The organism is Escherichia sp. MOD1-EC7011, assembly GCF_002965005.1.
Lineage (GTDB): Bacteria > Pseudomonadota > Gammaproteobacteria > Enterobacterales > Enterobacteriaceae > Escherichia > Escherichia ruysiae.
The window spans coordinates 33,773-50,880 of record NZ_PTRD01000021.1 but is presented as its reverse complement, the minus strand read 5'-3'; the positions used below and the strand labels follow the sequence as shown (position 1 = coordinate 50,880).

20 protein-coding genes and 3 tRNA genes are annotated in these 17,108 nt (G+C 48.3%); 6 read left to right on the top strand and 17 right to left on the bottom strand.

Annotated elements, in window-relative coordinates; genetic code table 11:
* Positions 1 to 69: 69 nt before the first annotated feature.
* The 3 genes from araH to araF form a co-directional block, all read right to left on the bottom strand.
* Complete coding sequence (gene araH, locus A7098_RS10420; protein ID WP_000100212.1) at positions 70 to 1,056, bottom strand: arabinose ABC transporter permease AraH; 987 nt, start codon at positions 1,054 to 1,056, stop codon at positions 70 to 72.
* Between the two features lie 14 nt (positions 1,057 to 1,070).
* Positions 1,071 to 2,585 (bottom strand): arabinose ABC transporter ATP-binding protein AraG, encoded by a 1,515-nt coding sequence (gene araG / locus A7098_RS10415; RefSeq protein ID WP_105280752.1) that lies wholly within the window; start codon positions 2,583 to 2,585, stop codon positions 1,071 to 1,073.
* 73 nt (positions 2,586 to 2,658) lie between these two features.
* Positions 2,659 to 3,648: an arabinose ABC transporter substrate-binding protein AraF gene (gene araF, locus A7098_RS10410; RefSeq protein WP_000548667.1), complete on the bottom strand. Its 990-nt coding sequence runs from the start codon at positions 3,646 to 3,648 to the stop codon at positions 2,659 to 2,661.
* 790 nt (positions 3,649 to 4,438) lie between these two features.
* On the opposite strand from araF, the gene A7098_RS10400 reads away from it, so the two are divergent.
* A complete protein-coding gene (locus A7098_RS10400; RefSeq protein ID WP_000246122.1) occupies positions 4,439 to 4,942 on the top strand; it encodes a non-heme ferritin-like protein in 504 nt (167 codons plus the stop codon).
* A gap of 83 nt (positions 4,943 to 5,025) precedes the next feature.
* Here A7098_RS10400 and yecJ read toward each other — a convergent pair whose 3' ends face one another.
* Together yecJ and azuC are read right to left on the bottom strand one after the other, a co-directional pair.
* The gene (yecJ, locus tag A7098_RS10395; protein ID WP_000082114.1) at positions 5,026 to 5,277 is read right to left on the bottom strand and encodes a DUF2766 family protein YecJ; all 252 of its coding nucleotides are present in this window, start codon (positions 5,275 to 5,277) and stop codon (positions 5,026 to 5,028) included.
* Between the two features lie 115 nt (positions 5,278 to 5,392).
* Entirely contained in the window at positions 5,393 to 5,479 is an 87-nt protein-coding gene (azuC, locus tag A7098_RS10390; RefSeq protein ID WP_077629254.1) for a stress response protein AzuC, read from the bottom strand.
* Positions 5,480 to 5,742: 263 nt separating this feature from the next.
* On the opposite strand from azuC, the gene yecR reads away from it, so the two are divergent.
* Together yecR and ftnA are read left to right on the top strand one after the other, a co-directional pair.
* Positions 5,743 to 6,066: a YecR family lipoprotein gene (gene yecR, locus A7098_RS10380; RefSeq protein ID WP_105280750.1), complete on the top strand. Its 324-nt coding sequence runs from the start codon at positions 5,743 to 5,745 to the stop codon at positions 6,064 to 6,066.
* A gap of 178 nt (positions 6,067 to 6,244) precedes the next feature.
* Positions 6,245 to 6,742, top strand: a complete 498-nt coding sequence (gene ftnA / locus A7098_RS10375) for a non-heme ferritin (RefSeq protein WP_000917207.1) — start codon at positions 6,245 to 6,247, stop codon at positions 6,740 to 6,742.
* A gap of 37 nt (positions 6,743 to 6,779) precedes the next feature.
* Here ftnA and A7098_RS10370 read toward each other — a convergent pair whose 3' ends face one another.
* On the bottom strand, positions 6,780 to 7,019 hold the full coding sequence (locus A7098_RS10370) for a YecH family metal-binding protein (protein ID WP_000094895.1): 240 nt from the start codon (positions 7,017 to 7,019) through the stop codon (positions 6,780 to 6,782).
* A 190-nt stretch (positions 7,020 to 7,209) separates the two neighbouring features.
* Between A7098_RS10370 and tyrP the strand changes: the two genes are divergently transcribed.
* On the top strand, positions 7,210 to 8,421 hold the full coding sequence (tyrP, locus tag A7098_RS10365; RefSeq protein WP_000797587.1) for a tyrosine transporter TyrP: 1,212 nt from the start codon (positions 7,210 to 7,212) through the stop codon (positions 8,419 to 8,421).
* 62 nt (positions 8,422 to 8,483) lie between these two features.
* On the opposite strand, the gene yecA is transcribed toward tyrP, so the two are convergent.
* The 7 genes from yecA to uvrY all read right to left on the bottom strand — a co-directional run bounded on the left by yecA (position 8,484) and on the right by uvrY (position 12,887).
* On the bottom strand, positions 8,484 to 9,149 hold the full coding sequence (gene yecA, locus A7098_RS10360; protein WP_000847898.1) for a UPF0149 family protein YecA: 666 nt from the start codon (positions 9,147 to 9,149) through the stop codon (positions 8,484 to 8,486).
* Between the two features lie 194 nt (positions 9,150 to 9,343).
* Positions 9,344 to 9,430, bottom strand: a tRNA-Leu gene (locus A7098_RS10355).
* A gap of 12 nt (positions 9,431 to 9,442) precedes the next feature.
* A tRNA-Cys gene (locus tag A7098_RS10350) sits at positions 9,443 to 9,516 on the bottom strand.
* 53 nt (positions 9,517 to 9,569) lie between these two features.
* Positions 9,570 to 9,645, bottom strand: a tRNA-Gly gene (locus A7098_RS10345).
* Positions 9,646 to 9,796: 151 nt separating this feature from the next.
* Positions 9,797 to 10,345, bottom strand: a complete 549-nt coding sequence (gene pgsA / locus A7098_RS10340; RefSeq protein WP_001160187.1) for a CDP-diacylglycerol--glycerol-3-phosphate 3-phosphatidyltransferase — start codon at positions 10,343 to 10,345, stop codon at positions 9,797 to 9,799.
* Between the two features lie 56 nt (positions 10,346 to 10,401).
* Complete coding sequence (uvrC, locus tag A7098_RS10335) at positions 10,402 to 12,234, bottom strand: excinuclease ABC subunit UvrC (RefSeq protein WP_105280749.1); 1,833 nt, start codon at positions 12,232 to 12,234, stop codon at positions 10,402 to 10,404.
* Positions 12,231 to 12,887, bottom strand: coding sequence for a UvrY/SirA/GacA family response regulator transcription factor (gene uvrY / locus A7098_RS10330; RefSeq protein WP_000611331.1), 657 nt, complete (start codon positions 12,885 to 12,887; stop codon positions 12,231 to 12,233). Before uvrY ends, uvrC begins: the two co-directional genes overlap by 4 nt.
* A gap of 296 nt (positions 12,888 to 13,183) precedes the next feature.
* On the opposite strand from uvrY, the gene A7098_RS23715 reads away from it, so the two are divergent.
* Together A7098_RS23715 and yecF are read left to right on the top strand one after the other, a co-directional pair.
* A complete protein-coding gene (locus A7098_RS23715) occupies positions 13,184 to 13,360 on the top strand; it encodes a hypothetical protein (RefSeq protein ID WP_032155896.1) in 177 nt (58 codons plus the stop codon).
* A complete protein-coding gene (gene yecF, locus A7098_RS10325; RefSeq protein ID WP_000106474.1) occupies positions 13,347 to 13,571 on the top strand; it encodes a DUF2594 family protein YecF in 225 nt (74 codons plus the stop codon). Before A7098_RS23715 ends, yecF begins: the two co-directional genes overlap by 14 nt.
* Before the next feature lie 66 nt (positions 13,572 to 13,637).
* Here the strand turns inward: yecF and sdiA are convergent, their stop codons facing one another.
* The 4 genes from sdiA to dcyD form a co-directional block, all read right to left on the bottom strand.
* Complete coding sequence (sdiA, locus tag A7098_RS10320; RefSeq protein WP_001154261.1) at positions 13,638 to 14,360, bottom strand: transcriptional regulator SdiA; 723 nt, start codon at positions 14,358 to 14,360, stop codon at positions 13,638 to 13,640.
* Between the two features lie 230 nt (positions 14,361 to 14,590).
* Positions 14,591 to 15,343: an L-cystine ABC transporter ATP-binding protein TcyN gene (gene tcyN / locus A7098_RS10315; protein WP_001273017.1), complete on the bottom strand. Its 753-nt coding sequence runs from the start codon at positions 15,341 to 15,343 to the stop codon at positions 14,591 to 14,593.
* On the bottom strand, positions 15,340 to 16,008 hold the full coding sequence (gene tcyL / locus A7098_RS10310) for a cystine ABC transporter permease (protein WP_032225570.1): 669 nt from the start codon (positions 16,006 to 16,008) through the stop codon (positions 15,340 to 15,342). Before tcyL ends, tcyN begins: the two co-directional genes overlap by 4 nt.
* Positions 16,009 to 16,022: 14 nt before the next feature.
* The gene (gene dcyD / locus A7098_RS10305) at positions 16,023 to 17,009 is read right to left on the bottom strand and encodes a D-cysteine desulfhydrase (protein WP_032225571.1); all 987 of its coding nucleotides are present in this window, start codon (positions 17,007 to 17,009) and stop codon (positions 16,023 to 16,025) included.
* Positions 17,010 to 17,108 lie beyond the last annotated feature (99 nt).

Genomic DNA, 17,108 nt, shown 5'->3' with positions numbered 1-17,108 from the left:
AAGAACAGCCAGCCGTTGTGGCGGCTGGCTGTGGAGGAAAAAAGGGCTAAATTTTTGCGGAAAAAAGCATCAAACAGTGCGTTTCGCTTTTTGCTTGTAACGGTCGAAGATCACCGCCGCCAGCAGGATTAAGCCACGAACCACGTACTGCGCGAAAGGAGAAATATTGAGCAGGTTCATAGCATTTTCTACAGTACCTAAAATTAAGATACCCGCCACCACATATGAGATTTTTCCGATGCCACCTTTCAGAGAAACGCCACCTAAAACGCAGGCTGAGATAACAATCAACTCATAGCCAATCGAGGTCATCGGCTGACCGCTGGTCATGCGCGAAGCCAGAACAATCCCGGCAATCGCCGATACCAGACCAGAGAGAACAAAGATAATGATTTTGGTGCGGACAACCGGTACACCTGCCAGACGCGCGGCCTCTTCGTTACCACCAATCGCCAGCGTATTACGACCAAAGGTAGTTTTGTTCAGCAGCAAGCCAAAGATTATCAGGCAAGCGACAGTGAGCCAGATTGGCGCAGGCAGGCCGAACCAGTTGGCATAACCGAGAGCAAAGAAACTTTCATCTTCGATACCGACCGCTTTACCGTCGGAGATAATATACGCCAGACCACGGACAATCTGCATCGTCGCCAGCGTGGTAATCAAAGCGTTAATTTTAAGTTTGGCGATAACAAAACCATTCACCAGACCGCAGAGGACGCCCAGCAGCAAACCTGCCGCCACGCCTATCCACAGGCTTTCGGTCAGATTGATAACCACCGCCGTAGTAACACCTGCACAGGCAATTACCGAAGCAACAGAAAGGTCAAAGTCACCCGACGCGAGACAGAACAACATGCCGCACGCCACCATCCCCGACATGGAGATTGCCAGCCCCAGCCCTTTCATATTAATGAAGGTGGCAAAGTTCGGGACAAAAATGGCACAGGCGATAAACAGCACCGCAAACACCACCAGCATACCGTACTGATCCCAGATACGCCCGAAGCTGAATGACGACTTAGATGCACCAGAACCCGATGTAGAAACAGAAGACATCATACTCTCCTTACTCAGGCAACTGCCTGGCTGACTTTAGGCATAGCAAGGCTTAGTGCCTGACGCTCATCTGCCTGCTCGTGTAGCAATTCACCCGCGATTTCACCTTCACGCATGACGATAATACGGTCGGCAACGCCGAGGACTTCGGGCAGATCGCTGGAGGCAAACAGCACCGCCACGCCCTGCGCCGCCAGCGCATAAATCACGTTATATATTTCGTGCTTGGCTCCCACATCAATACCGCGCGTAGGTTCATCCAGCAAAATGACCTTCATCTCTTCCGATAACCAACGCCCCAGAATGGCTTTCTGCTGATTACCACCGGAGAGATTCATGATTAATTGCTCCGCTCCCGGCGTTTTGATATTGAGCGAACGAATATGGTGATCAGCATTATTCGCTTCCCAGCCGTTATTGATCACACAACCACCAAGCACATGTTTGCGACGGGCACTGATGTTGATATTGTCACGAACGGAATGCACCGGAATAATACCTTCCGCTTTGCGATCTTCCGGACAGAGCATCATGCCAGCGGCAATGGCGTGACCCGGCTTGCGAATATCAATCGGCTTTTGGTCGATATAAACCTGACCGGCGGTGATTTGCGTACCACCAAACATGCCTTTCATTAATTCGCTGCGTCCAGCCCCCACCAGACCAAACAGACCAACAATTTCACCACTGCGAACGGTCAGGCTTATTGGCGTACGCACGCCTGGCGCCTTAACTGCATCCAGGCGCAATCGCTCCTCACCATAGCTACGCGGTTGCCAGCCGTAGATATCGCCGATATCGCGACCGACCATCGCCTGTACCAGAACGTCGTGGTTAATCTGCTGCATATCGGTGAAAGTTTTGACGTAACGTCCATCTTTAAAGACGGTGATGGCATCGCTGAGAGCAAATATTTCTTCCATACGGTGAGAAACGTATAAGATCACCCGCCCCTCTTCTCGTAGCTCACGAATAACGCGGAAAAGATTGTCGATTTCACGGGCAGACAGGGAGCTGGTTGGCTCATCAAAGGCGATAATTTTGGCGTTACGCGCCAGAGCTTTGGCAATTTCAACCATCTGCCACTGACCAATGGAGAGATATTTCAGCGGCGTAGCCGGGTCAATATCCATACCCAAATGTTTGAGTTGTAAACCTGCTTCATAATTCAGCAGTGAACGATTTACAATGCCGCCTTTATGGGGAAGCTGGCCGAGATAAATATTTTCCGCGACGGTCATTTCCGGCACGAGATGCAGTTCCTGGTAAATAATCGCCACGCCCGCGTTAAGCGCAGTGGTCGTGTCGGAAAAGGACATTTCTTGTCCATTAATCACTACAGAACCCGTGGTTGGCGCATAGTTTCCGCTAAGGATTTTTAAGAGTGTTGATTTTCCTGCGCCATTTTCACCCATCAACGCATGAACCTGACCGGCATAGCAGTCAAAACTAATATCCGTCAACGCCTTAACGCCGGGGAAAGTTTTACCAATGCCGCGAAATGAGAGATACGGGGTAGACTGTTGCATAACGTCTCCGTGAATCACTGGTCTTTCTCACCCCCTCTGCACAATAAAGGCAGAGGGGAATTTTTACGGCAGATTACTTACCGCCTAAACCTTTTTTCTCCAGTTCTTCTTTAAAGTTGTCGCGCGTAATCAGAACTACATCGGTAACTTCAGTGAATTTTGGTGGTTCTACGTCTTTCGCTACCCAGTTGTAGAGCATTTCGCTGGATTTATAGCCATGTACGTCCGGACTTGGCAGGAGTGAACCGTAGAAACCGGTAGCCTGCGCTTTGGACAGCTCACTCACCGCATCCACCCCATTGATACCGATACCAATGATGTCCGCCGCTTTAAAGCCCTGACCTTCTGTTGCTCGTACACCGCCCAGCACGGTGCTGTCGTTCATCCCGACAATCAACCAGTGTTTAACTTCAGGATGCTGAACCAGCATGGAGTTGGCGGCGTCAAATGCCCCAGGGATGTCGTTAGATTTGGTGGGAACCTGATATATTTGTTTTTCCGGGAATCCGGCGGCTTTCAGCGCGTCCATAGAGCCCGTGGTACGGCGACGAGCGGTATCCAGTTCGTTGGCAGTAATCGCCATTACGGCACTTTCTTTTACGTCCCAACCACGTTTTTGCATCTCTTTATACAGTTCCTGGCCCTGACGCTCACCAATTTTGGTCGCCGCCATCATCACCAGCGGCACGGTATCCATCGGCTTACCCTTGGCATTTACAAACTGGTCATCCACGGCAATCACTTTCATACCATAGCCACGTGCTTTCGCCACAATTGCGGAACCCAGTTTCGGGTCTGGCGTACAAATGACAAACCCTTTCGCACCGCTGGCAGCCAGACTGTCGATGGCGTTCAGCGTCTTTTCGCCATCCGGCACGGCAATCTTAATAACGTCAAACCCTAAATCTTTCCCGGCTTTATCGGCAAACTTCCATTCGGTCTGGAACCACGGCTCTTCTGGTTGCTTTACCAGGAAACCGAGTTTCAGGTTTTCCGCCATAGCGGATTGTGACATAACGGCAGCCAGACCAATGGCTGCAAGAGCTTTAGTAAATTTGTGCATGGTTATCTCCAGCTTTAGCGTCATTTTGTGTAGGGCAAAAACTAAGAACTTTTGTTAATTCAATCGGAAAACAAAGCATTACCTTTAGCGAAAAGATAATTGACTGTGTTGGCATAGTTTTAGCGAGAAATTAATTCTCCATAGGAGAGCAATATCACATAGCAGAATTACAGTGAGAACGTGCATAAATTCAGCGAGAAATGACATACTGGAAACGGTAATTGTCTGACAAATCAAAAAGGCATTAGCAGAATAATCCATGACATTAGCCTGGAAATCCTTGTGGTATGCGTTGAGAGGCTGGGAGTGTCTTTTTTTAATCTAATTATTACCGGGTAAGAGGTTGTTCATTTACGCTGAATAGTGAAAGGAGGATGAAGTCTCTAATCCTTGCAACAATCAATTTCCACATTAATTATCACCCCCTTTATTAATTAAGGGTAACGCTATAATGAGAGCATCATCGCATAACTAAAAAAATATCTTAAAATATCAAAACATCATCATGTTATTAATAATTTATTTCAATATCAATAAGATATACCAACACAGCGCATTAGGAATTATTGCAAACTAATTGTTCTCATCAATGAAATGTAAAAAAATATAAATCTGGTGATTTAAGGATTTTCTTATATCCGTTCAGACGTTATGCTTATTTCAGATCATCGTCAGAATTGACTCCACAATCACATTTTGGACATGCAGAAAGGAATTATTCTGCAATCAGTAATTACGGTGTTTTGATTCATCTTGCACCTCACGTCTTCTGGATATAAGGATATTAGGTATGGCAACCACTGGAATGCTTCTCAAACTCAACACCCAAATGAACCGCGAGTTTTATGCATCCAATCTCTACCTTCACCTGAGCAAATGGTGTTCTGAACAAAGTCTGAATGGCACCGCTACTTTCCTTCGCGCCCAGGCACAGAGTAACGTGACGCAAATGATGCGCATGTTTAACTTTATGAAAAGTATCGGAGCAACTCCCATCGTTAAAGCTATCGATGTACCAGGAGAAAAGCTTAACTCCCTGGAAGAACTCTTCCAAAAGACGATGGAAGAATATGAGCAGCGTTCAAGCAAGCTGTCACAATTAGCCGATGAAGCTAAAGAATTGAATGATGATTCTACCGTCGATTTCCTGCGCGATCTGGAAAAAGAACAGCAGCACGATGGTCTGTTGTTGCAAACCATTCTTGATGAAGTACGCAGCGCGAAACTTGCCGGTATGTGCCCTGTCCAGACCGACCAGCATGTTCTTAATGTCGTGTCGCATCAGATACATTAATCATGTTCGGCGCTTTAAAACATACGCCGGATACAAATAATTTTGAGAAAGCCGCTGCTTCATACTTTGAAGCAGCGGTTTTTTTAATGGGATTCACCTTGCGGAGTAAATTTCAGTTCAATCAGCGCGATGGCTTTTTGGATAGCGCGCATCGTTACCGGATCGGCTGCGGCGGGATGGTTAGTAAAATCGATATTCTTCAACTGGCTGGACATTTTTTCACGCAACTCAACAGGTGCGATCACATCGAGTACGTCGAGAATTTGTTTGATTACCAACTGGCAAGCGACAACATCAGAGACCAGTTCCTGATCGGCATTCAGCGGCTGGGACATTGTAAACTCCTGATAGCTTTTTGAAAGCCGCTATAGTAGCGGCTTCCCCTCCACAGCGATAGTCACATCCGCCATCACCAGGGCACAAAAAAACCTGCCGAAGCAGGTTTTTTTGTTATCTGAACATATTGCCTGGCGGTACGTCTTTGAACGTCTTGCAATAGTTATCAAACATGCTTTTCAGGATTTTGCGTAGTTTCATCGAGGTACTCCGACCATTTGTTATGCAGGTGTTATCGTCTTTGCGCTTATAATATGACATCCATCACAAAAATCAATCTTTATGTGACCTGTATCACATAAACACCCCTTTAATGTTATGAAATTGATAACCACAAAGTCCCCATAAAGCGCCTGACTTCTGGGAAAAGCAAGGAATAGCACCGATCCGTCGTCTTTTCTGTCCATAACCTGGTACTGCGCGCGGGTACAATACCAGTTTCTTCTCCCTCTTCAGGCCGTGACATGAAACATCTGATATTTGTTTTTTCGCTTTTAACATTAGCGGGCTGCACCGTAACTCGTCAGGCTCAATTGAGCGAGGTTAATGTCACGAGCGGTATTGTACGCCTCGTTTATGAGCAGGCATTTTTACAACACGCCCGTACTGACAGCTATCTTAATCAAAGAATAGCGGAACGCGCATGTCAGCACGCAGGGTTTACCCGCGCTATTGCGTTTGGGCAACCTGTAAGTAACTGTAGTCTGTTTGCGGGATCGTTATGCCTGAATACGGAATTTACGCTGTCGTATCAGTGCCAAAATTTAATGCCCTCGACTTATCAATAAAGACCTTAATCAGCGAGGGATGCTTCGCTGGTTAATTAATGCCACAAATAGCGTTAATGCGTTTTATTCCCATTCGTATTTTTAATAATTGAATTTAATATTTTACCTTTTGCAAATAATAAAATAACAAATTATAGTGGCGCCACAGCAACAAAAATAACCTTTATGGAGCACTATCATGCTGAAACCAGAAATGATTGAAAAACTCAATGAGCAGATGAACCTGGAACTGTACTCTTCACTGCTTTATCAGCAAATGAGCGCCTGGTGCAGCTATCATACCTTTGAAGGCGCGGCTGCGTTTCTCCGCCGACACGCCCAGGAAGAGATGACGCATATGCAGCGTCTGTTTGACTATCTGACCGATACCGGAAACTTACCGCGTATTAATACCGTTGAATCCCCGTTTGCTGAATATTCTTCACTTGATGAATTATTCCAGGAAACCTATAAGCATGAACAATTAATCACGCAGAAAATTAATGAACTGGCTCACGCTGCCATGACCAACCAGGATTACCCAACGTTTAATTTCCTGCAATGGTATGTTTCTGAGCAACATGAAGAAGAGAAATTGTTCAAATCGATTATTGATAAATTAAGTCTGGCCGGTAAAAGCGGCGAAGGTCTTTATTTCATCGATAAAGAACTTTCTACCCTCGACGCGCAAAATTAATCTACTCTGGCGGCAGATTTACTGCCGCCGTTTCATATCAGTGGCGACAAATTTTACTTGTATCGGTTGAGAACCCTTCTTCACCGGGAATAAATTTACCTTTCGCCGCCAGAAACGCCACCAGTTCTCCCGCAGTCATCCCTTCCGCCGAGCAGGTATGAAAACGCGCCTGTTCACCAAAACGCGCTTTGATCGCCGCTTCCAGACTGGCGTGCGTATATTGCTCGCCTGATTCAATCATCATATTTAACACTTCATGACCGTGAATAGAGCTCATCGTTCCTCCTCAAAAAGGGCATAGCGTAGCGATAGCTGCTCATCAAGGCTTTGCGCCAGCGCAGTTCTGAATGCATTTTATTGTACATTTTTATTTACACTAAATGTAACGCCGATTTGACGAAAAATGTAGAATGCCTTAACCTGCGCCGCAGATATCACTCATAAAGATCGTCAGGACAGAAGAAAGCGTGAAAAACAGAACTCTGGGAAGTGTTTTTATCGTGGCAGGAACCACAATTGGCGCGGGTATGTTGGCAATGCCGCTGGCGGCAGCAGGCGTCGGTTTTAGTGTCACATTGACATTGTTAGTTGGTCTGTGGGCATTGATGTGTTACACCGCACTGCTATTGCTGGAGGTGTATCAGCATGTACCCGCAGATACCGGTCTGGGCACGCTGGCAAAACGCTATCTGGGGCATTATGGGCAGTGGCTGACAGGCTTCAGTATGATGTTTTTAATGTACGCCCTGACGGCGGCGTACATTAGCGGCGCCGGTGAATTGCTGGCCTCCAGCATCAGCGACTGGACGGGTATTCCAGTGTCGGCAACCACTGGCGTGTTGTTGTTCACTTTTGTTGCCGGTGGTGTGGTTTGTGTCGGGACGTCGCTGGTCGATTTATTTAACCGCTTTCTGTTCAGCGCCAAAATTATTTTTCTGGTGGTGATGCTGGTATTGCTGCTACCGCATATTCACAAAGTGAATCTTTTAACCCTGCCGCTACAACAAGGACTTGCGTTGTCGGCGATCCCGGTAATTTTTACGTCATTTGGCTTCCACGGTAGTGTACCGAGCATCGTCAGTTATATGGATGGCAACATTCGCAAGCTGCGCTGGGTATTTATTACCGGTAGTGCGATCCCTCTGGTGGCGTATATATTCTGGCAACTGGCGACGCTGGGCAGCATTGATTCCACAACCTTTATGGGATTGTTGGCTAATCATGCCGGGCTAAACGGGCTGTTACAGGCATTACGCGAAGTGGTGGCCTCACCGCATGTCGAACTGGCGGTGCATTTATTTGCTGACTTAGCCCTCGCAACGTCCTTCCTCGGCGTAGCATTAGGCTTATTTGATTATCTTGCGGATCTGTTTCAGCGATCAAATAGCGTTGGCGGGAGAATGCAAACCGGGGCAATTACTTTTCTGCCACCGCTGGCATTTGCGCTGTTTTACCCACGTGGCTTTGTAATGGCGCTGGGTTACGCCGGTGTGGCGCTGGCTGTGCTGGCGTTGATTATCCCTTCCCTGTTGACCTGGCAGAGCAGAAAGCATAATCCACAAGCAGGTTATCGGGTGAAAGGCGGCCGTCCAGCGTTGATACTGGTGTTTCTCTGTGGTATTGGCGTGATTGGAGTGCAATTTTTGATTGCAGCAGGGTGGTTACCAGAAGTGGGATGATCAAATAGCCTCACATATCCCTGTTGGGTGCCAGAATTAACTCTGGCACCCAATGTGACCTCTTAATGCAAGCAGCACTGCTTAAATTTCTTACCACTACCGCACGGGCAAGGATCGTTACGACCCGGTTTTTCTTCTGCTTTTATCGGTTGCTGAACAGGCTTTTCCTGCTGATGAGCCATCCAGTAAGCATGCAAATCAAGTGCCGCCAGTCGAATGGCATCCACACTCTCATCAAACGCTTCCGGCGACAGCTTCTCTACTCGCTCGAAGTTTTCTTCCGTACCGTGCAGCGCAATCGCCTCAAGCGCCGGTTTTAAGGATTCAGGCAATGCCGACCAGTCAGAGAGAGCAACGCCACGCATATAGCCAAAGCACCACTCCTCAACAATCGTCAGCTCACTACCATCAACCTCTCGCAGACCAAATAACGGCTCAAACTGTTCAGGAAATTCGTTCAGACGCTCTGCGGTATCGGCCATATGTTGAAAAGCCAGGTTCATAAAGCGCGTCATCTCTTTTTCTGACGCCCAGCGCGGTACATAGTCCGCCCCACCCCAGACGGCCACCAACCACTGTTCTGGTTCAATTTCTTGCGGAGAACTCAACACCGCCGTCAATAAACCGTCCAGCTCAGCTACATCAAGGATGGCGTGGTCTGTGTTGTATTTGGTCAGGATATCATCCAGCCATTCCAACTCACTTTCGTTCAACGGTCCCGTTTTCATACGCTTTTCCTTGTGGATCTCGACTCGCCAGCGTCTATCTTACATGTCGGTCTGGCATAGAGATACTTTTTGAGTGGATTACCCAGTGATTAAAAATAAGAGGGGTATAACGATAAGTGGCAGATACAAAAAAACCACCCGAAGGTGGTTTCACGACACTGCTTATTGCTTTGATTTTATTCTTATCTTTCCCATGGTACCCGGAGCGGGACTTGAACCCGCACAGCGCGAACGCCGAGGGATTTTAAATCCCTTGTGTCTACCGATTCCACCATCCGGGCTCGGGAAAAAAGTGGAGGCGCGTTCCGGAGTCGAACCGGACTAGACGGATTTGCAATCCGCTACATAACCGCTTTGTTAACGCGCCAAATTCTTCAGGCCTTTCAGCCAGACACCCGCTTAAGCCGATGCCTTTTAAATTGGAGCGGGAAACGAGACTCGAACTCGCGACCCCGACCTTGGCAAGGTCGTGCTCTACCAACTGAGCTATTCCCGCATTCATCAAGCAATCAGCTAATCACTTGATTTTATTATCGTCTGGCAATCAGTGCCGCCGTTCGATGCGTTGCATTCTACTTACCTGACGCGATGAGTCAACGATATTTTTCACCACTTTTGATCGTTTGCTGAATTTTGCGCCGAAACGATCACTGATCAAGCAAATCTGCGCGAGCTGCGCTCAAATATTGCAACATAGACCACAGAGTCAGTACCGCAGCCACAAAGAAAAGTGCAATACCAGCGTACTCAACCCAAATGTTCGGACGCCATAACAGCCAGGCCAGCGCCACCATTTGGGCAGTCGTTTTTACTTTACCAATCCAGGAGACAGCCACACTGCTGCGTTTACCGAGTTCAGCCATCCATTCACGTAGAGCAGAAATAATAATTTCACGGGCGATCATCGTTGCCGCTGGCAAAGTGACCCACCAGCTATGGTAATGCTCAGTTACCAGCACCATGGCAATGGCAACCAGCACTTTATCTGCTACTGGATCAAGGAAAGCGCCAAAACGGGTACTCTGATTCCAGCGACGCGCCAGAAAACCATCGAACCAGTCAGTTACCGCCGCAACGCAGAAAATAAGCGCGGCAGCAAACGGCGACCAGGTGACAGGCAGATAAAAGACCAATACAAAGAATGGGATAAGGATGACACGGAACAGTGTGAGCAACGTAGGGATATTAAATTGCATAATGACGGGTAACTATCTGTTGTCAGTAAGATTACCCCTATGTTGCTACAGAGACATCAATGTTTCAACGACCAGAAGATCTTTTCTGCCAGACCTTGCGAAATACCCGGCACTTTTGCAATTTCCTCAACGCTGGCGTTACGTAAACCTTGCAAACCGCCCATATATTTCAACAACATTTGCCGACGTTTTGGTCCAACGCCTTCGATGGTTTCCAGCGTGCTGGTATTTTTGACTTTTGCGCGTTTTTTGCGATGCCCACCAATCGCGTGATCATGTGATTCATCGCGGATATGCTGGATGACATGCAGCGCCGGTGAATCTGGCGGCAGACTGAAGCCCTCACCTTCAGGTTCGAAGAACAACGTTTCCAGCCCAGCCTTACGATCGGCTCCTTTCGCCACGCCAAGAAGCAGCGGATGGTTTTTATCCCATGAGACATCCAGCTCGGCGAAGACATTTTTCGCCTGCGCAAGCTGGCCTTTGCCGCCATCAATCAGGATCACGTCCGGAATCTTACTGTCGTCGATGGCTTTACCGTAACGCCGACGCAGCACCTGATTCATTGCCGCATAATCATCACCAGGCGTAATGCCGGTAATGTTATAGCGCCGATACTCCGCACGCAGCGGGCCGTTAGCATCGAACACCACACACGAAGCGACCGTTTGTTCACCCATGGTATGGCTGATGTCAAAACACTCCATCCGCTTCACTTCCGGCAATTTCAACACGCTTGCAAGCGCGGTCAGACGCTGGTGAACCGTAGATTGCTGCGAAAGTTTGGTCGTTAAGGCCGTCGCCGCATTGGTGCGCGCCAGCTTCAGATAACGTGCCCGATCGCCACGCGGTTTAGTCTGAACGTTAATCTTGCGCCCTGCCAGTTCTGAAAGGGAATCGGCGAGCAGCGTTTTATCGCTAAGATTAAAGTCGAGCAGGATCTCACTCGGCAAAGTGCGCATCTGGCTGCCCTGTAAATAGAACTGACCGACAAAGGTTTCCACCACTTCGCCCAGCTCCGTACCGCCAGGCACTTTCGGGAAATAACTACGGCTACCGAGCACCTTGCCCTGACGAATAAACAAGACGTGGACACAAGCCATGCCCGCATCGAAAGCGACGCCAATAACGTCAAGGTCATCACCTGTATTGGAGACAAACTGTTTTTCGGTTACGCGTCGCACCGCCTGGATTTGGTCGCGAATACGTGCCGCTTCTTCAAACTCCAGATTCTGGCTGGCTGTTTCCATGCGACCGATCAGTTGAGTCAGCACCTGATCGTCCTTACCGGATAAAAACAGGCGCACATACTCTACCTGCTGGGCGTACTCTTCTTCACTCACCAGACCCTCAACGCACGGTCCCAGACAGCGCCCTATCTGATATTGCAGACACGGACGCGAGCGGTTGCGATAAACGCTATTTTCACACTGGCGAATCGGGAAAATCTTTTGTAGCAGCGCCAGGGTTTCACGCACAGCATAGCCGTTTGGGAACGGGCCGAAATATTCACCTTTGGCGTGCTTTGCACCGCGATGCATAGCCAGACGCGGATGGGTATCGCCGCTAAGAAAAATAAAAGGATAAGATTTATCATCGCGTAACAGAACGTTGTAACGCGGCTGATAGAGTTTGATGTAGTTGTGTTCCAGCAGCAGAGCTTCGGTTTCGGTATGGGTAACCGTCACATCAATTTGCTGGATCTGGGCAACCAACGCTTCGGTTTTGCGCGAAGCGAGGTTGCTACGGAAATAGCTGGAAAGCCGTTTTTTCAGGTCTTTCGCTTTGCCGACATAGATAATCGTACCACCAGCATCATACATGCGATAAACGCCAGGCTGGCTGGTTACGGTTTTTAAAAACGCTTTTGCGTCAAACTGAACACTCACTGACTTGTTAATGTCTCCGCATTACACAGACCATGGCGAATTGCCAGGTGAGTCAGCTCAACATCGCCATGAATGTTTAATTTACTGAACATACGGTAGCGATAGCTGTTCACCGTTTTCGGGCTGAGATTAAGCTGTTCTGAGATCTCATTGACCTTTTGGCCTTTGGTAATCATCAGCATAATCTGCAATTCACGTTCAGACAAACTGGCAAATGGGCTTTCTGTTTTTTCTGGTTCGATCTGGCTTAATGCCATTTGTTGAGCAATGTCAGAAGCAATATAACGCTGCCCCGAATAGACAGAGCGAATCGCACTCACAACTTCCTGCGGAGCCGCACCTTTGCTGAGATAGCCCGCAGCACCGGCCTGCATGACTTTCGCTGGTAAAGGGTTTTCAGTATGAACCGTAAGCATGATGATTTTGACATCTGCTGTAGAGCGAGCGATTTTACGCGTCGCCTCAAGACCGCCAATGCCAGGCATACTCATGTCCATTAGCACGACGTCAACGGTGTTTGCCCGGCACCACTTAACGGCGTCTTCACCGCAGGATGCCTCACCGACGACTTTAATACCCTTTATATCTTCCAGAATGCGTCGTATCCCTGCGCGCACCAGTTCGTGGTCATCAACAAGTAGAACGTTGATCAAAGGAATATCTCCAGAAATAGGGATAACGCTACTGATAGTTAGTCATTCGTATATTAGCGGTTTTTATTGCAACTTTGAAACGTTAAAAATGGTGGGTATTCGATTTTTCTCTCGTTTTTGTAAATTCGATTGTCCAGAGTTATCGTCACGTCCGTCATCAAAGGTTTGCCAGCGCGTTTCGCAGTAAGGCCAACGACGAAATGTGACAAAAATTGACTTTATTCAGCATAAATGAAAAATCAGCGGCATGAATATGTAACATGAATTAACCCGAACAATACGCGCGAAAAACATTCATGATAAAAATATTTATTGCGCGTTATATTCCCTGTTTTATTACTATTGCTGATATCGTGCGCAAAAAACAACCACTGCTATTTTTAGCAAAGCTTATGGTATACTCCGCCGCCTTAACATTTTTCACCGCAAATTTTCATTGCAACATGACGAGGAAAATAAATGAGTACGCCTGATTTTTCTACTGCCGAGAATAATCAAGAACTGGCAAATGAAGTCTCCTGCCTGAAAGCGATGCTGACGCTGATGCTGCAGGCGATGGGACAAGCTGACGCGGGTCGCGTGATGTTAAAGATGGAAAAACAGCTTGCGCTGATCGAAGACGAAACCCAGGCTGCGGTATTTTCCAAAACGGTTAAGCAAATTAAACAAGCCTACCGTCAGTAATATAAAACCGGCTGAAAGCGCACCTTTCAGCCGGTTTGGCATCTTTCATGCCCAATGTAATAGATATCATATTAAGCCAGTTGCGGCTGCGTAGCAGGCAACCTGCGTCTTATTCGGTGCATTGATTTTTTTCTGCATATTTTTCTGATGAAAATTGACAGTATTCTCAGAGATTGACAGGATCATCGCTATCTCTGCTGACGTTTTACCTTCTGCGGTCCATTTCAGAATTTCTTTTTCCCGCTTGCTGAAATTCATCTCTGGCGTCATCACTATGTCATCATTTAAACGTATCAACGCCATCAGACTTTCACGCACCAATAGCTGCATTTTTAATTGCAGTTCATCACTAAGAATGGGTATTTCACGCGTACTGCTACGGGAAAAGGACAAAAACCCCAACGCCCGATTCGGCAGCATTAAATACTGAGTGACGCCACGGCGTAAACCATGCGCACGTGCGGCTTCCCATAACGGCTGTGCTTCGTTGAATAACTCATCATTCCACAATAAATGCCCCTGACTGAAGTTTTCAGGGTTAAGCACAGGATCAATGGCGAGAAAGTTTTTGGCCTGATAATAACTGACCCATGACTCCGGATAATTGGTGTAGAAAGCCACTTTCGGTCGCGTGAATGGCACCGGGTGGCGCACACATAATGAATAAAAATCGAACTCCAGTTGGTAAGTCTGATGCTCTATTTCATGGTAGACCTCTTCTGCGGCCTCCATCCTCTGAAAACGCAACAACATCGTGCGACGCCAGCTGAAAAAATCCGTATCCTGCATAGTTAACCGCAACGCCCCTGAGAGTGAGTATCATTTATACTGATAACTCAAACTATCACATAAATAAGATTTATATATAATTTATATTATTCAGACAATGAATTACTTTTGCAAGCCATAGCATTCTCTTATGTTATTAATAAGTTATGCTGATTTATTAAGCGATTTATGCGGTCAGGAATGCGTTTTCGCCCCGACTAAAAAGCTGCCGGGGCTGATTTTTTCTTATCTTATTGCAACAGAAACTTCTCAAGGAACTGGCGTGTACGGGGATGCTGAGGATCGGCAAATAAGGTTTTTGCAGGGCCCTGCTCTACTATCCGCCCTTGATCCATAAAGATCGCGCGGTCAGCAACGTCACGGGCAAAGCTCATTTCGTGCGTCACAATCACCATGGTGCGCTTTTCCTGTGCCAACTGGCGTATGGTATTCAGGACTTCCCCCACCAGCTCCGGGTCCAGCGCCGAAGTGGGTTCGTCAAACAAAATGACTTCCGGGCGCATCGCCAGCGCACGCGCAATCGCCACACGTTGCTGTTGACCGCCGGACAAACGACGCGGATAGCTGGTCTCTTTCCCTTCCAGTCCAACTTTTGCCAGCAGCTCGCGAGCGCGCGCCGTGGCCTCCTCCTTCGGTTCGCCTTTAACGATCACCGGCCCTTCAATAATGTTTTCCAGCACTGTGCGATGCGGAAACAGATTAAAATTCTGAAAGACAAATCCGACATGCTGGCGCAACTGGCGAATCAGCGATTTTTGCTGGCTTAACGAACGCGCAGTATCAATAGTGATATCCCCAACGGTGATGCTCCCCGCCTCCGGTTGCTCCAGCAAATTTATGCTGCGTAGCAACGTGGTTTTGCCGGAGCCACTCGGGCCGATAATCGCCACGACTTCGCCAGTTTTGACCTCCAGATCGATACCGTGCAGTACCGTCTGACCGTGGAATTTTTTCACCAGGTTTTTAACTTCAATGGCACTCATTTTGGTTCTCTCTCCTGGCGGTTAAGTTGATTCTCAAAATGGTTCTGTAGCGTCGATAACACTGTCGCCATAATCCAGTAGATGAGCGAAGCCGCCAGATACATGGTGAAAACTTCCAGCGTGCGCGAGGTAATCAACTGCGCCTGACGAAACAGTTCCGGCACCTGAATCGTCGCTGCCAGCGAGGTATCTTTTACCAGGCTGATAAAGCTGTTCGACAGCGGCGGCAGCGCCACCCGAGCCGCCTGCGGCAAAATTGCGCGACGCATAGTTTGCCACGGCGTCATGCCAATACTGGCGGCGGCTTCCCACTGACCTTTATCAATAGATGAAATGGCGGCACGCAGCGTTTCGGCAGCATAGGCAGCGGTGTTCAGTGACAGGCCAATCATCGCCGACGGAATCGGATCTAGTTCAATGCCAAACTGCGGTAGGCCGTAGTAGATCATAAACAGTTGCGCGATGAGCGGCGTACCGCGAAAAATGGAAATGTAAAAACGCGCCAGCCAGCGCACGAGCCAGAGTGGCGACAGGCGCATCAGCGCGAGAATGAATCCCAGCAGTAAGCCAAAAAACATGCCGCCGATGCTGAGTTGCAGCGTATACCCAGCCCCTTTAAGCAGGAACGGCAAAGAATCAATAACCAGTTGTATACTTTCTTGCATGAGCGTTTCCGGGGCTAGACGTGAGGATGATAGGCGAACAGCGCAGGCGCGCCGCCAGTATGAATAAACAGAATCGGCCCTTCGTCTTTGAAGCGTTTCTGACTGATGCCATCCATCAGCCCCGCCATCGCTTTTCCGGTATACACAGGATCAAGCAGAATGCCTTCCAGCCGCGCCAACAGTTTCACCGCTTCCATGCCTTCGTCGTTCGGCACGCCGTAGCCAGGCGCAAAATAGTCATCCCAGAGTAAAATTTCCGCTGATGCGCTCAGTTCCAGTTCTTTCGCGATTGCCTGTTGTAGGTTAACCACTTTTGGCAACTGGTCAGCAACGGAACGTGACACGGTCACGCCAATCAGTTCGCTTTCTGGCATTAGTTGTTCCAATCCTACTGCCAGTCCAGCGTGAGTTCCGGCGCTGCCCGACGCCACCACCACCGAAGAAATATTAACCGCCCCTTCACACTGTTGCGCGATTTCCAGCGCGCTCTCCACATAGCCCAGCGCGCCTAAAGCATTAGAACCTCCAACCGGAATGACATACGGACGGAACCCTTGCGCTTCGACTCGCGTTGCCAGCTCTTCCAGTTGGGCATTGGGATCGGTCAGCGCGTCACACATTTCAATCTGGGTATTGAAGAGATCCAACAACAAGCGATTGCCGTTGGTTAAATAGTTTTCTGCGGATGTTCCGATAGGATTTTCCAGCAGCGCCACACAATGCAGCCCAAGTTTTGCGGCGACGGCGGCAGTCTGGCGCACGTGGTTAGACTGAATCGCTCCGGCGGTAATCAGAGTGTCGGCACCTTCACGCAGGGCGTCTGCCGCGAGAAACTCTAGTTTGCGTAATTTATTGCCGCCCATCGCCATCGGAGTGACGTCATCCCGTTTAATGAAAATTTCCCGCCCAAGATAATCAGAAAGACGCGGCAGATATTCGAGCGGCGTTGGTGCGCCGATAAACTCCAGCCGTGGGAAACGAGTTAAATTATGCAGTGGCATAAAAGCCTCCGGTATGTGTTGTTGTGATATTGTTATTATGCACGCAGAAAACGCTTAAATAAAAAAGGCGCTAATTAAAGCGCCCTTTTTTGTCATTAT

Excerpts from the sequence above, each read along its gene's own strand:
- pgsA (WP_001160187.1), bottom strand. The coding sequence starts at position 10,345 with ATGCAATTTAATATCCCTACGTTGCTCACACTGTTCCGTGTCATCCTT.
- yecA (WP_000847898.1), bottom strand. The coding sequence starts at position 9,149 with ATGAAAACGGGACCGTTGAACGAAAGTGAGTTGGAATGGCTGGATGAT.
- azuC (WP_077629254.1), bottom strand. The coding sequence starts at position 5,479 with ATGAAACTACGCAAAATCCTGAAAAGCATGTTTGATAACTATTGCAAG.
- A7098_RS10400 (WP_000246122.1), top strand. The coding sequence starts at position 4,439 with ATGGCAACCACTGGAATGCTTCTCAAACTCAACACCCAAATGAACCGC.
- araH (WP_000100212.1), bottom strand. The coding sequence starts at position 1,056 with ATGTCTTCTGTTTCTACATCGGGTTCTGGTGCATCTAAGTCGTCATTC.
- yecR (WP_105280750.1), top strand. The coding sequence starts at position 5,743 with ATGAAACATCTGATATTTGTTTTTTCGCTTTTAACATTAGCGGGCTGC.
- dcyD (WP_032225571.1), bottom strand. The coding sequence starts at position 17,009 with ATGCCACTGCATAATTTAACTCGTTTCCCACGGCTGGAGTTTATCGGC.
- tcyL (WP_032225570.1), bottom strand. The coding sequence starts at position 16,008 with ATGCAAGAAAGTATACAACTGGTTATTGATTCTTTGCCGTTCCTGCTT.
- yecF (WP_000106474.1), top strand. The coding sequence starts at position 13,347 with ATGAGTACGCCTGATTTTTCTACTGCCGAGAATAATCAAGAACTGGCA.
- A7098_RS10370 (WP_000094895.1), bottom strand. The coding sequence starts at position 7,019 with ATGAGCTCTATTCACGGTCATGAAGTGTTAAATATGATGATTGAATCA.
- araG (WP_105280752.1), bottom strand. The coding sequence starts at position 2,585 with ATGCAACAGTCTACCCCGTATCTCTCATTTCGCGGCATTGGTAAAACT.
- araF (WP_000548667.1), bottom strand. The coding sequence starts at position 3,648 with ATGCACAAATTTACTAAAGCTCTTGCAGCCATTGGTCTGGCTGCCGTT.
- yecJ (WP_000082114.1), bottom strand. The coding sequence starts at position 5,277 with ATGTCCCAGCCGCTGAATGCCGATCAGGAACTGGTCTCTGATGTTGTC.
- ftnA (WP_000917207.1), top strand. The coding sequence starts at position 6,245 with ATGCTGAAACCAGAAATGATTGAAAAACTCAATGAGCAGATGAACCTG.
- A7098_RS23715 (WP_032155896.1), top strand. The coding sequence starts at position 13,184 with ATGATAAAAATATTTATTGCGCGTTATATTCCCTGTTTTATTACTATT.
- sdiA (WP_001154261.1), bottom strand. The coding sequence starts at position 14,360 with ATGCAGGATACGGATTTTTTCAGCTGGCGTCGCACGATGTTGTTGCGT.
- tcyN (WP_001273017.1), bottom strand. The coding sequence starts at position 15,343 with ATGAGTGCCATTGAAGTTAAAAACCTGGTGAAAAAATTCCACGGTCAG.